Origin of the sequence: Nocardia aurantia (assembly GCF_009604425.1) — a bacterium.
In the GTDB taxonomy this organism is placed as follows: domain Bacteria; phylum Actinomycetota; class Actinomycetes; order Mycobacteriales; family Mycobacteriaceae; genus Nocardia; species Nocardia aurantia.
Window position 1 is genome coordinate 514,946 of record NZ_WEGI01000003.1, and the last position, 12,623, is coordinate 527,568.

At 69.2% G+C, this 12,623-nt stretch carries 15 protein-coding genes; 5 read left to right on the forward strand and 10 right to left on the reverse strand.

Going from position 1 to position 12,623, the window contains the following annotated elements; all coding sequences use genetic code 11:
• The first annotated feature begins 187 nt into the window (after window positions 1–187).
• Both NRB56_RS08685 and NRB56_RS08690 read left to right on the forward strand, forming a co-directional pair.
• Window positions 188–889, forward strand: a complete 702-nt coding sequence (locus tag NRB56_RS08685) for an EthD domain-containing protein (RefSeq protein ID WP_227837371.1) — start codon at window positions 188–190, stop codon at window positions 887–889.
• 44 nt (window positions 890–933) lie between these two features.
• Entirely contained in the window at window positions 934–1,254 is a 321-nt protein-coding gene (locus tag NRB56_RS08690; protein WP_319942729.1) for a DUF4286 family protein, read from the forward strand.
• Window positions 1,255–1,288: 34 nt separating this feature from the next.
• On the opposite strand, the gene NRB56_RS08695 is transcribed toward NRB56_RS08690, so the two are convergent.
• Entirely contained in the window at window positions 1,289–1,795 is a 507-nt protein-coding gene (locus NRB56_RS08695) for a MarR family winged helix-turn-helix transcriptional regulator (RefSeq protein WP_194290773.1), read from the reverse strand.
• Between the two features lie 73 nt (window positions 1,796–1,868).
• Here NRB56_RS08695 and NRB56_RS08700 point away from each other — a divergent pair, with 73 nt between their 5' ends.
• Window positions 1,869–2,372, forward strand: coding sequence for a cupin domain-containing protein (locus NRB56_RS08700; protein WP_153340140.1), 504 nt, complete (start codon window positions 1,869–1,871; stop codon window positions 2,370–2,372).
• Between the two features lie 98 nt (window positions 2,373–2,470).
• Here the strand turns inward: NRB56_RS08700 and NRB56_RS08705 are convergent, their stop codons facing one another.
• Together NRB56_RS08705 and NRB56_RS08710 are read right to left on the reverse strand one after the other, a co-directional pair.
• Complete coding sequence (locus NRB56_RS08705; RefSeq protein WP_153340142.1) at window positions 2,471–2,947, reverse strand: hypothetical protein; 477 nt, start codon at window positions 2,945–2,947, stop codon at window positions 2,471–2,473.
• A 229-nt stretch (window positions 2,948–3,176) separates the two neighbouring features.
• Entirely contained in the window at window positions 3,177–4,109 is a 933-nt protein-coding gene (locus tag NRB56_RS08710; protein ID WP_153340144.1) for a beta/alpha barrel domain-containing protein, read from the reverse strand.
• Between the two features lie 350 nt (window positions 4,110–4,459).
• Here NRB56_RS08710 and NRB56_RS08715 point away from each other — a divergent pair, with 350 nt between their 5' ends.
• Together NRB56_RS08715 and NRB56_RS08720 are read left to right on the forward strand one after the other, a co-directional pair.
• Window positions 4,460–4,678: a hypothetical protein gene (locus NRB56_RS08715; RefSeq protein ID WP_153340146.1), complete on the forward strand. Its 219-nt coding sequence runs from the start codon at window positions 4,460–4,462 to the stop codon at window positions 4,676–4,678.
• Between the two features lie 29 nt (window positions 4,679–4,707).
• On the forward strand, window positions 4,708–5,580 hold the full coding sequence (locus NRB56_RS08720; protein ID WP_153340148.1) for an SGNH/GDSL hydrolase family protein: 873 nt from the start codon (window positions 4,708–4,710) through the stop codon (window positions 5,578–5,580).
• A gap of 24 nt (window positions 5,581–5,604) precedes the next feature.
• On the opposite strand, the gene NRB56_RS08725 is transcribed toward NRB56_RS08720, so the two are convergent.
• The 7 genes from NRB56_RS08725 to NRB56_RS08755 all read right to left on the reverse strand — a co-directional run bounded on the left by NRB56_RS08725 (window position 5,605) and on the right by NRB56_RS08755 (window position 12,611).
• Window positions 5,605–6,285: a phosphotransferase-like protein gene (locus NRB56_RS08725; protein ID WP_153340149.1), complete on the reverse strand. Its 681-nt coding sequence runs from the start codon at window positions 6,283–6,285 to the stop codon at window positions 5,605–5,607.
• Entirely contained in the window at window positions 6,285–7,220 is a 936-nt protein-coding gene (locus NRB56_RS08730) for a DUF7065 domain-containing protein (protein WP_153340151.1), read from the reverse strand. Before NRB56_RS08730 ends, NRB56_RS08725 begins: the two co-directional genes overlap by 1 nt.
• 177 nt (window positions 7,221–7,397) lie before the next feature.
• Complete coding sequence (locus NRB56_RS08735) at window positions 7,398–7,931, reverse strand: hypothetical protein (RefSeq protein WP_153340153.1); 534 nt, start codon at window positions 7,929–7,931, stop codon at window positions 7,398–7,400.
• 188 nt (window positions 7,932–8,119) lie between these two features.
• Window positions 8,120–10,639 carry a TPR repeat region-containing protein gene (locus tag NRB56_RS08740; protein ID WP_153340155.1) on the reverse strand — a complete coding sequence of 840 codons (2,520 nt, stop codon included), beginning with the start codon at window positions 10,637–10,639 and terminating at the stop codon, window positions 8,120–8,122.
• Window positions 10,639–10,947 (reverse strand): hypothetical protein, encoded by a 309-nt coding sequence (locus NRB56_RS08745; RefSeq protein ID WP_153340157.1) that lies wholly within the window; start codon window positions 10,945–10,947, stop codon window positions 10,639–10,641. Before NRB56_RS08745 ends, NRB56_RS08740 begins: the two co-directional genes overlap by 1 nt.
• A 108-nt stretch (window positions 10,948–11,055) precedes the next feature.
• Window positions 11,056–12,276 carry a CaiB/BaiF CoA transferase family protein gene (locus tag NRB56_RS08750; protein ID WP_153340159.1) on the reverse strand — a complete coding sequence of 407 codons (1,221 nt, stop codon included), beginning with the start codon at window positions 12,274–12,276 and terminating at the stop codon, window positions 11,056–11,058.
• A complete protein-coding gene (locus tag NRB56_RS08755; RefSeq protein WP_153340161.1) occupies window positions 12,273–12,611 on the reverse strand; it encodes a hypothetical protein in 339 nt (112 codons plus the stop codon). Before NRB56_RS08755 ends, NRB56_RS08750 begins: the two co-directional genes overlap by 4 nt.
• Window positions 12,612–12,623 lie beyond the last annotated feature (12 nt).

Consider the following 12,623-nt stretch of genomic DNA (forward strand, 5'->3'; position numbering starts at 1 on the left):
CCGATACGGCGGACGGCCCCGGCGTGCCGGGGTTCGCCGGCGGCAGCGTCGGAGATGCGCCGGCGCGGCACCGGTTCTCTGCCGGGAACCGTACGGCGGTGCCGCGAGTGGCCAGATCCGGGGTGTTCGCGGGAACGAACGGTCCGGTCGGGGTGCGTCGTCCGGATCGTGGCGGGAGAATCGTGGGGTGATCAAACGTATCCGCTTCGCTCGCCGGCCCGGAAAACTGCGTGCGCAGGACTTTCCGGTGTTGTGGTGCAGCGCGGTCGGCGCGGGCGCGGAGGCCCCGCCCGCAGTGCGGCCGCGGCGGATCGCCGTGTGCACGACCGTGCCCAACATCGGCGACCTCCGGCCTCGCCACGACGGAGTCGGCATCGAATGGTTCGACGACACCGGGCATTTGGCGCAGTACGAGAGCTGGTTGACGGAGGGCCGCGGCCGTACGGTGGCGGCCGGGCTGACGGCTGTCGGCGGCGACACCGTGGTGTGCGCGGACGAGAGCGTGCTGCGCGGGGCGGACTGGCTCGCCGGGCGCTGGCATCAGGGTGGCGTGAAGCTCAAGCACATGGCGCTCGCGGTCCGGGACCCGTCGCTGACCACCGCCGACTTCGCCGACCGGTGGCGCGGCCACGCCGGCACCGCGCCGGGCCCGAATCCCGTGGCGGCCACCATCATTCCCGAGCACGTCCGCGGCCGGGCCTACGTCCAGAACCATCCGCTCGGTGCGGAACGGCCCTACGATGCCGTCAACGAGGTCTGGTTCGACGACGCCGCCGGCCTGCGCGCCCGGGTGGAATGGTTCCGGGACAACGACATCGGCAGCGGCGACGCGATGTTCGCCCAGTCCTGGTTCCTGGCCGTACGTGAGGAGATCGTGTACGGCCGTTGAGCCCCGGCGCATCCGGCACCGGGGGAGTATCCGGAGGTGGTTCCGTGCCGAAAGGCATCATGGTGGTGCAGTCCAGCCCCGCCGATCCCGCGAAAGACGCCGAGTTCAACACGTGGTACGCGGAACAGCATCTGCCCGAACTGTTGTCGGTGCCGGGCTTCGTCAGCGCCCGCCGCTACCGTGTCCACCGCGGAGCGCAGGGGCTGCCGTCCTATCTGGCCGTCTACGAACTCGAGGCCGACGACCTGAACGCGCCGCTGGTCGCGCTGCGGGAACGCAACGGCGCCGACCGGGCCGCGGGCGCCGAACTGCTCAGCGCTGATCCGCCGCCGATCGTCACGGTCTACGAACTGATCGAGGACTGAGCCACCGGCCCCGGCGGCGCGCCGCCGGGGCCGGTCAGTGCCGTTCCTCCAAGCTGCGCAACAGGATTCGCGCCAGCCGGTCGAGCTCGCGCCGGTCCGGCGCGGACAGCACCGACAGCAGCGCGGTCTCGTTCCGGGTGTGGGCCGCCACCACGATGTCGATGCGTTCGCGCCCGGCCGCGGTGAGCGCGACCCGCACCGCGCGGCGGTCGCCCGCGTCGGCGATCCGCCGCACCAGCCCCGCGGATTCCAAACGGTCCAGCCGGCTGGTCATCCCGGCCCGCGACAGCATGAGCGTGTCGGCCAGTACGGACGGGTTGAGCTCGAACGGCTCCCCGGCCCGCCGCAGCGCCGCCAGCACATCGAACTCCCCGCGCCCCAGGCCGTGCGCGGTGAACACCGATTCGATCGCGCGCTCACCCAGCTGATACATCCGGCCGAGCCGGCCGAGGATCGCCATCGCCTCCAGATCCAGTTCGGGCCGTTCCCGCTGCCATTGCGCCACGATCGCGTCGATCGCATCCGAGTCCCGCTCCACCATGGACAGAAGTTTATTCGATGGAATATAGTTAGATATCGAACTATCAGTCACCAAATCTTCTGGAGTGAGTGTCATGAGCATCCCGACCCCCGCCATGCCCGCCGCGATCCGTCGCCATGAGGACGCCGAGACCGGCGGCAACGACCGCGTCACCGCCCGCCTGCTGATCGACGGCAACGAGACCGGCGGCGCCGTGAGCACCCTCGAGGTGACCATGGCGGCCGGTGCCGACGGCGCCACACCGCACTATCACACCCGCTCCGAGGAGCTGTTCTACGTGGCCGAGGGCGAGTTGCAGGTGCTGACCGGCGACGAGATCGTCACCGTCGGCGCGGGCGGGGCGCTGGTCGTGCCGCGTTTCATGCCGCACGCCTTCGGCGCCGCCCCGGACAGCCCGGCCCGCATCCTCATCGCGCTCACACCCGGCCTGGAGCGCTTCGGCTACTTCCGGGTCCTGGACCGGGTGCTCGCCGGGCAGGCCGAATACGCCGAACTCCTTGCCGCGCAGGACACCTACGACAACCACTTCGTCGACGCCCCGCAGTGGTGGGCCGAGCGCGAGGCGAACCGCCGCTGACGCGGATCCCACCGGTGCTGTCGTCGCTGCGACGCAGTCGGTTCGGCCGAAGCGCCCGAACACGGCGGCCGGCGCGTTCGATCGCGCGGTGCGCGAGCTCAGCGTCCACGCGGCGAGCCGGTCGACGGGCCGCCGGAATCGCGGGTCTCGACGGCGTGGATGGTCTTGACGAGTTGCCGGTCCAGGACGCCTCTGCCCACCGTGCCCAGCACCGCCCCGAGTACGTGTCCGGTGGCGTTCTTGCCGTCGCGGACCACGACGGCGTCGACCTCGGTGGTTCCGTCGGGCCTCGGCGTGAGGGTGTAGGTATGCCCGGACGCGCCGCCCCACAGGTTGGAGTCCGTGGTCGTCATGACGATGTGGCGCGGGTCGGACCAGTCGTAGTGCAGGCGCTCCCAGATGTGATTCGAGCCCTCGGTGACGTCGGCGTGGGTGGCGTCCCGGTCGTGCACGCGGAGGTACGAATCGGCGCTGTTGCCGAACAACTGCCCCCGGCCCGGTCCGAAGTCGGTGAGGGCGGCGAGGAACTGCTCGGGCGTCGCGGTGGTGGTGTGCGTCAGATGGATGGTGGACATCGTGTACTCCTGAGTCGACTGGTTGACGTGGTGATCTCACAGTGACGGCCGGATTACCCGGCCGGAGCTGGGCGCCTCCGCGATGTCGCCGGGCCGTGATCGAATGCGGCGCGACCGGCGATGCGCGAGCGCTCTGGCGAATATTGTATTCCCGGCAGGTGCGCCGCCGGTACGTCCGCCGGTCGGGACGGTGAATGTGGTTGCCCTGCCGGTATTTTCGGCCGGGTGCTCAGGACCGGACGACCCATTCGAAGGCCGTGGCCTTCGAGCGGGCGCCCTGGGCGGTCTTGGACCGGTTCGGTTCGCCCAGGTCGGAGAGGAGTTTCTCGGTCGTGCCGACCAGTTCGGCCAGGATCGCCGGGGTGAACCAGCCCGGCCGGGTGGCGAACAGGATGTCCTCGGTGGACGTGTTGCCGCTGGCCCCGGGCGCGAACGGGCAGCCACCCAGGCCGCCGAGCGACCCGTCCACGAAACCGGCCCCGGCCGAGATCGCCGCCAGGGTGTTGGCGACGCCGAGCCCCCAGGTGTCGTGCCCGTGGTAGCCGATGCGGCGGCGCGGAGTCTCGGCCGCCACTCGTTCGATCAGGCTGGTGACCTGGGCCGGCACCGCCTGGCCGAGGGTGTCGCAGAGGACGATGTCGTCGGCGCCGTCGGTGCGCGGGTCGGCGGCGAGGGCCAGTACTCGGTCCGGGTCGACCGGGCCGTCGAACGGGCAGGTGAACGAGGTCGCCAGGGTCAGTTGGATGCGGCCACCGGCGGCGCGGGTGCGCTCGATCGCGGCGGGCATCGCGGCGATGCTGTCCTCGGCGGTGCGGCCGATATTGGCCTGGTTGTGCGCGTCCGACACCGACAGGCAGTACTGGAAGTTGCGGGCGCCCGCGGCGATCGCCTTCTCGATATGGCGCGGCGTGGCGACCCACAGCCAGCAGCGCTCCAGTTCCCCGGGGGTCAGCCGTTCCACCAACTCCAGCGAATTGGCCAGCGGCGGAACGAGATCCGCTCGCGCCAGCGAACCTATCTCTAGCTCCGGCACCCCGAGCGCCAACAGCCGCCGTGCCAGGTCGGCCTTGGTCTCGGTCGGCAGCATGCCGCGGGTCAGCTGGAGCCCGTCACGCAGGGTGACATCCCGCAGCGTGGCCGCGGGCGTGAAGGTGTCGTTCATCGAGATCCTCTCGCTGCGGGGTGCCGAGGTACCGGTTCCGAGCTTATCGCCGGCCTGCTCCACTCGGCGTCGCGGGCGAGTGGCCGCTGCGGAGGAGTTCGGGGTGAGCTCTGCCGATATCCCGGCGGCGGAAACGCCCGTGGGCGCGCCGCCGGTTGGAGTAAGTCGATCGCCTAGCGAACCCGCCAATTGTTCCGAAGGCCAACCCCTGCTCTCCCGCTACTGTGATCCGTCCTCTTGACGTGTGTTAACCGATTGATCAACACTACTCGTGAGGAACCGGAATGTGTTCCGGTGCAGGAACTTCGCCGGATGTCAGTCCCGGCGCGCCCCGGGGAAGAGGTGGACGGATGCGTCGGGTACCGGCCGGAATGCGGCGGCACGTGCCGGCCGCGGTGGTGGGGCTGGTGGCCGCGCGGCCGGTCGGGACGCGGGGGGCGGTGCAGCCGCGGGACGAGGTCGGCACGACGACCGCGGCACGGGCGCGATCGAGGCGAGTCGTCGGAGGCGACCTGTCCACGGCGGCCTACACCTCGCCACCGGACCAGCACTCCACCCTCGGATCATGACCGCTTCGACCCTCATCCCAGGAGCAACGATGCCCCACACCCTGTCCCTGCGTCCGGCGGTCGCCGCCGCCTGTCTCCTCACCGCCTGCGCTGCCGCCACGGGCACCGCGCACGCGCAGCCGATCGCCGCGACGCTGGTTTATGTGGCACTGGGGGATTCGTTCTCCGCGGGGGTGGGTCTCGATCCGCAGGCACCGACACCGGGTGGCCTGCCGAGCGTGTGTGGGCGGTCGATGGTCGACTATCCGCGGCTCGTCGCGGCGGCACTGGGCGCCGCGGAGTTCCGCGACGTCAGCTGCGGCGGCGCGACCACCGCGAATCTGACCGGGCCGCAACCGGATATCAGCGAGCCGGTCCCACCGCAGTTCGACGCCCTGACCACCGACACCACGCTGGTCACCATCGGGATCGGCGGTAATGACATCGGCCTGGAACAACTCGCGGGCAGTTGTCTCGCTCCGCTGCCGTCGTGCAGTGCGGCGGCAGCGGGCGCCGGAGACCCTGTCGGACAGCGGATCGAGGGGTTCGCACCCGTGTACGGGACCGTCGTCGAGCAGGTCCGCGCACATTCCCCGCGCGCCCGGATCGTGCTGGTCGGCTACCCGACCGGTGTCCGAGCCGGGGGCTGCCCCGATACGCAGCCGATGCGGTCCGCCGACGCCGACTACCTGGAAGCGAAAGTCGAGCAACTCGACTACGTCATGGCCGCTCAGGCCGCCGCCCACGGCGCGACCTACGTCGACCTGCTTCCGTCCACTCGTGGCCACGACGCCTGCGCGGATCCCGCCGGCACCTGGATCACCGGTGTCTATCCGGGCCCTGGTGCGCCGATTCCGTTGCACCCCAATGCCGCCGGGCATCGCAACGCCGCCCGGCAGATCCTCGCGACTCTGGGTGACTGACCGTTCCGGGGCGCGGTGCCGGGCTCACGACACGGCGAATGTCGTTCCGAGACGGGCGAATGCGGTGCCGGGCCCCTGGGCGAGACGAGCGGAGATCAACGCGCAGACCTCGTCCGGACCGTGAGCGTCGGTGTCGATCGTGAGATCGGCGATGTCGTTGGCGTACACCGAATCGTAGAACCAGGGCCGCAGGCGGGTGAGGCGGTCGACGATGCGACGGGCGGCGTCCTCTCCGAGGATCTCGACGGGCAGCTTCTTGTCCATCCGGCGCTCGGAGATTCGGCGTTCGAGCACCTCGAACGGGGGTTTCAGGGTTACCAGGAGGACCGGGAGGCCGTCGAGACGGCGGACGCAGTCCGCGAGGACCGGGGTGTCGCTCATCAGCAGGTGGTCGACGACGATGTTGGCACCGGCCCGGGCGGCCGAGGCGATCCATTCGTGGAGGACCTCGAAGGCTCGTACCCCGTGCGGTCCGAAGGTCCAGCGTAAGGGTCCGTCGGGGGCGGCCGGATCGACGGGGACGGCCTGGATGCCCTCGGACGCCAGCGGTCCGTGGTGGCCGTACCGCGCGGGCAGCGTGTTGGCGAGGAAGTCGTCGATCCCGTAACAGAGCCAGTAGTCGTCGGCGCGTTGCTGGAACAGGCGGCAGGCGGTGGACTTTCCGGATCCGGAGGTGCCGTTGACGATCACGATCTGCCCGGACATCATGCCTCCCTGGCGATTTCGCCGCGAGCCAGGCGGCGGAATCGCTCGGCGGGGGAGAACTCCTGATTGTCACCCCAATGGGTGACGCCGTCGACGTCCCATTCCGACAGTGACCACACGACGGTGTGATCGGTGTAGCCGGTGAAGATCAGGCCGGGATCGATCACGCCGGTGGCGTGCACCGTGCGGCCCAGATGGTCGGTGCCGTCGAACGCCACGCGGGACGGGCCGAATCGGCCGTACGCCAGGATCTCCCGGCCGCCGTCGACCAGGCTGCCGAGTTCGCCGTTGCGCCACAGGAATCCGCCGACGCACTTCGCCGTGCGCCCCTCGCCCATGCACAGCGCGTGGAAAGCGGAGCCGTCCGCGATGCCCCAGAAGTAGCCGCCGCAGGCCAGCGACTCGTAATCACGTGCGCCGTAAGAGGTGTCGCGCATCGAGAAGCAGTCGATCGGATAACTCTCGCCGTGGCGGTGCACGGTACCGGTCATCCGGCCCGGCTGCTCCAGATGGAACTTCGCGGTCGCCTGCTGGCCCCGGTCGCCGGTGTGCAGCTCATGGATCGGGCCGACGGCTTCCCAGATCAGCTCCATCCGGAAATCGTCCTTGTCGTAACCGATCCGGTAGCGACTCAGCGGTTCCAGCACCTCGACGGTCAACGAGTTGCGAGCCGTCATCGCGAACTTCTCCGCACCCGCCGGCATCGCCTGAAGGTGACTCCAGTTGTAGTACAGGCAATCCCACTGCGACGTCCCGGACGGATCCCACATGACCGGACCACCGTTGAGCATGCCCATGTTCGGCCGGAAGTAGTACTGGATCATGCCGTGCACCCGGCGCTGCGGGATGGAGAAGGAGAACCAGACGCTCTCGTTCCAGTACGGATTGTCGTCGCGGCCTTCGCCGAAGCGGTCGGCGGCGGGGAGTTCGATCATGTGCTCTTCCGGGGTCCGGGGGTGCGCCCGACCCGGGGCGCGGTTCCAGCTGAGTGAGTACTTACCCGCCTAGCATACGGCTGGACCGCAGGGTGTCCGGCCGTTTTACCGGTGCCGCTGGGCCTGCGCTCGTACTACCGCGTGCGCGCGGCGTCCTCAGTGTCGAGCGAGGCAGTGCTACTTCTGACCGGACTGGACCGGTTCGGGTGGCTGCCGGATGAACGGTTCCGGTGCATATTGGTCGCATAAGGTGCCGGGAACTTGATTGCCGACAGCACTTTGGATTTCGGTGACCAACAATCGAGGCGTGGATGCGTCGCGTGTATCGAGGGCGGAAGGTTTCGTTGTCCTGGATACTGTCACCCACTCGGCGGACAATGATTTCTTGTCGTTCGGAGCGTGGACCGGTGTGCCGTCGATGATGTCGTACAGGCCGGGACTGTCGAAATCGCAGAGGGTAACTCGGAATCCGGAGTCGATCTGGATGGAATCTATTACACGCCAGAGTGTTCCGCCGGTGCCGGGCCTCGAGGTTTGTGCTGCGTGCCAAGAGTTCTCGGACCATATATAGGTCCCGACGACGCGTTCGTTGTATCGCCGCATCAGATCGGGACTGTAATCGTTGGCGAGCGTATACAAATCGCTGGCCACTTCGGTTTCGGCCGCGAACTGCGCTGCTTCCTGCGCGGGTCCCGACGATGGCGTGACCATGTTCCAAGTCGACGTGATCGGAGGATATTGTTTCGCCGGTTGGGTCGGTGTCGTCGGTTGCGGCGCGGGTGACAGGTTCGGGGATCGGTGATGTCCGGTCGAGCAGGCGTTCAGTAGCATGCCGGTTACGGTGCACGCGATCGCAATCGATGCGACTCGGCCCGAGCGGCGAGAACTGCCGGACCCTGTCATTTGACCTCGATCTTTTCGGATCCACCGTTCAGGAAGTTCTGCAACTTTTGCCGGTCGCCTGCGAGGTCCTTGACCACCGCGATGTCGCCGCGTGTCTCGATACCATCGATGTAACCGGTGAGACCGCGCTCCTTGAGGCGGGCGGTTATGTCCTTGATCGCTTCTTTGGCGCTGTTGTCCTCGTAATGTATCGGCCCGCTGTGATCACCGGTCAGTAGGTTCTGGGGAAGCCGGCCGGACCGGTAGTCGGCGTCGATAAGCTTATTCATGGCCTCGCGCCGGATCTCGGAAGAGATCTGATTCCCGCTCGGGTCCTGCACATGAACGGGATCCGGCAACGGGTTCCATGCCGCGATGACCTTGTCCATCGCCAACCCCGGCAACCCGTTCAGATACGACTTGGCAGCGCCCTGCGCCACGCCCGGTAGCAGGTCGGTGATCGGCGACGTGACCTTGTCCATCGGGATGGTGTCGGTGATGATCTGCTTGGCGATCTCGGCGGCCTTCTGCTTGCTCTCGTACACCTCTTGGAGGTGCTTCGCGGTATCGGAGGCGTTCGTGTCGTCCTGATAGAAGAGCGCGTTGTAATGCTGGGCGGTCATGCGGGCGTTGAGGTCTCGCAGGTGCGTGTACGCGTCGTTCTCGGACAACCAGTCCCCGACATGATCGCCTCCCGCACGCATCGCCTGGTCGTAGACGGCGGCCTCGCGCAGTGCGCGACCCGTCTCCAAGAGGGTACGGCCGTCCTCGGATTGGTTGGCGAGGAACAGCAACCGGTCGCCGTCGTCGACGCCCAGTCGTACCTCGGATGAGCCCGGCACCGGGTACCGATGCGGGTCGCCCGGCACGGGCAGCGCCAGCGATGTCATCTGGGCCGGATCGGCCAGCGCATCCAGGTTGGGCGCCAGCACTTTCGACAACCCGGTCGCCAACTCGGGATACTTCCGGAACAGGTCCGCGTTGTTCTGGAACACCGTGTGCCCGTCCGTCCCGGCGGTCAGCGCGGACCCGCCGCCGGAATCGGTGGGGGCGAACAGGTGTGGCAGGGCGACCATGGTCTTGCGGGACAGGTCGCCGTCGGGGGTCTGGTCGTGGGCGTGCTCACCGGCCCAGCTGTACAGCTGGGAGGCGACCTTGCCCTGGTCGCCCCAATCGTGGTGGAAGACCTGCTCGCGGAAGGTTTTCGGGTCGGCGTAGAGGTCGCCGGGGGTGCGTACCGTGCCGGGCGGGTCGGTGAGCATGCCGTAGTCGACGGAGTGGTTGCGGGTGCCGAGGTCCAGGAAAGCGCGGGCGGTGTCGCCGATCCGCGGCTTGTCCCGGTCGAAGTACTCCGCGTTGATGTCGACGGCGCCGAGGTGTTCGAATCGGTCCACGAGGTGGGTGGCGGCGGGATTACGGCCGTCGAGGTAGCTGCTCATGCTGGCGGCGGTTATCTGCATCTGCGAGGCCATCGCGGCGCCGGGGACGAATCCGGGGTTGGCCTCGCCGAGGAGTTGCGCGAACCTCGCCTGGTCGGCGAAGCGGTTGTGCATCTCCAGCGGGCCGGGCGGGGGCGCGATCTCCAGGCGGTCGGCCACGAGATGCCGCAGGTAGTCGGGGAGCTGGCCGTAGCCGCCGGGGCGGAAGGTGCCGTCGGCGGCGGTGCTGCCCACCTTCTCGTTGGACAGCATCATGATCGCGTTGGCGAGGTTGTCGCGCTGGGCGGCGGCGAGCGGGTTCGGCGAGCCCGCGCCGCGGGCGAGCGCTTCTTGCTGCGCCAGATGGTCCGACAGGCCGAGCAGTCCGTCCTTGCCGGACTTGTCGAGGAATTCCCGGTAGTAGTCCTGGACCTCGGCGGGGACGGTGGCGACATCCTTTCCGTCGGCGAGGTTCTGGAGGTCCTGCGGGGTGAGGAAGTACGCGGGCATGTCCGCCGCCACGGCGTCGATGGCGTCGCGATCGCCGGCCCGCACCGCGTCGGCGAGGCGTTTACCGTCCTCGGCGCCGAGCCGCCCACCCTGCGAAGCGGCTTCGCCGACCTCGATCGAGGAGCCGTACAGATCGCCTGCGGCACGGACGAGTTCGGCGCGTTCGCCGAGCAGGCGGGCGAGTTCGCCTTCGGTGCGGGCCAATTCGCGGCGGGCGGTGTCGACGGCGTCCTGGTGGGCGTGGACCGCGTCGGTGCCGTGGCCCGAGACGACCCAGTCGTCGGTGACCGTGAGCTGCGCGGCCTCGGCATCGGCTGCCTTGGTGCGCAACACGTCTCGGTGGGCGGCGACGTCGCCGACGGCGCGGGTGAAGGCCTCGAGGAAATCCTCGATGTCGCCGTGGATCTTCCGGGCCTCGTCGTGGTCCTGGCCGACCCGGTCGTAGGCGGCATGGTAGGCGGTGCCGGACCAATCCGGCCCGACGTCGGTGAAATGCTTTCGGCTCCGGTCGATTTCGAGCAGGAACTTCTCGTTGCCGGTCCGCAGGGTGGCGGCCCAGTCGTCGAGGGCCCGCAGGTTCCAGCGGTCCAGTTCCGACCGTGACGGCATCAGGCGTTCCCGGCGGTGTGGAAGTCCAGCGCGTGCATCTGTTGCGCGAATTGGTCGTCGGACATCTGCAGGTTGCCGGCGCAGTCGCGGATCTTGCCGGCCAGCCCCTTCATCCGCGCCGCCACCCGGAGGTACGCGCCCTCGACGTGCAGGCCCAGCTGTGCGCAGGCGAGCGGTACCGACGAGCCCGGCATGCACGGTGCGACATCGTTGTCCTTGTCCCGCACCCGGATACCGTCGACGGTGTCGCCGAGCGCGTCGAGTACGACGGCCAGCCGGTTCAGCTGGTCGATGTCGGCTTTCAACATCAGGTCCCCTTCTCCGCCCCGCCCGGACCTCTGTCGTCCGCACCCGGAGTCGAGCCGAGGCTACCGCAGGACGAATCGGGCAAACAGGTGAGTCGTGGGAACTCGAGATCAGCCGATCGCCTTGCGGTCCTTGAGTTCCGCGATGTCGTTCCAGGTCAGGCCCAATTCCAGCAATACCGTCTCGGTGTGCTCGCCGGTTTCGGGGGCGCGGGACGGTTGTGCGGGGCCGCCGTCGAAGTGGGCGGGAGTGGTGACCATGGGGAGGGTGTGGCCGTTGCCGAGGTCGACCTCGGCGAGGTAGCCGTTGGCCCGGACCTGGGGGTCGGCGGCGAGTTCGTGGGGTTGTTGCGCGGGCGCCCACTCACCCTCGAAATCGGCCAGGGCCGTGCGCCATTCGTCGAAGGTGCGCCGGGCGAACACCGCGTCCAGCCAGGTCACGCAGGCCTCCGCGTTGCGGGCGCGGGCGCCCAGGTCGGCGAAGCGCGGGTCGGTGGCGGCCTCGGGTTCGCCGAGGGCGCGGCACAGGTCGGGCCAGCGGCGGTCGGGGGCGAGCAGTTGCAGCAGGATGTGGCGGTCGTCGGCGGTGCGGTAGGGGAGCATCAGCGGGTTGGCGGCCCGGTGGCGTTCCGGCCGCGCCGGGGCCGGGCTGCGGCCGTCGATCACCGAATTCACCAGATCGGCCTGGATCTGCCACATTCCCGACGCGAGCAGCGAGGCGTCGACGGTGGATGTGACGCCGGTGGTGGCCCGCCGGTACAGCGCGGCGCCGACCGCCCCGGCGATCGACAGCGCCGCCGTGACGTCGCCGAACGCGGTGCGGGGCGCGGCGGGATGGTCCTCGGCGGGATGCCGGTGCAGATGCTGCATGCCGCTGCGGGCCCAGTACGCGCCGGCGTCGTAGCCGCCGCGGTCGGCGTCGGGGCCGAGCGCGCCGAACGCGGTGCCCGAGGCGTAGACGATCGCGGGGTTGTCGGCGCGGACCCCGGCGAGGTCGATGCCCAGCGTCCGGCGGCCGGCCGGGCGCACGCTGGTCAGGAAGACATCGGCGCCGGCGTTGAGCGTGGTCAGCAGCCGCCTGCCCTCGGGGCGCTTCAGATCCACCGCGACGGAGCGCTTGCCGCGGTTGGCGGCCTGGAACTGCACGTCGGCCCCGTGATGGACCTTGTGCAGGCCGGTGGTCACCAGCCCGCGGTAGGGGTCGCCGGTGCCGGGATGTTCGATCTTGACGACGTCGGCGCCCCACTCCGCGAGCACGGCGGCGGCCATCGGCACGAAGACGTGCGACGCCACCTCCACCACCCGCACCCCGTGCAGGGGTCCCGTGGTCATCCCGAGCGGCCCGATTCGATCAGCCGCAGGGCGACCTGGACCGGCGTGCCGTCGAGGATCAGCGGGATCGCCGCCGCGCTCGGCAGCGCCGTCCCGGTACCGGAGTCGGTGTGCCTATACGCCTGGATGCCGTAGCGGCCCATCGCGATCGCCAGCCGATCCACCGGTTCTTCGTCCGGGTACGGCGGTTCGTTGTCGGGATGCGGGACACACCAGGTCCAGCGGCCGACGGAGGTGGCGAATCGCAACTCCAGATAGTCGGCCCGCGCAGGGCACGGGCCGGTCGACTCCAGGCTGGCCGGGAGGAAGGAGTCGCTGGTCGAGACAGTCGTCATGGTGCACCGTCC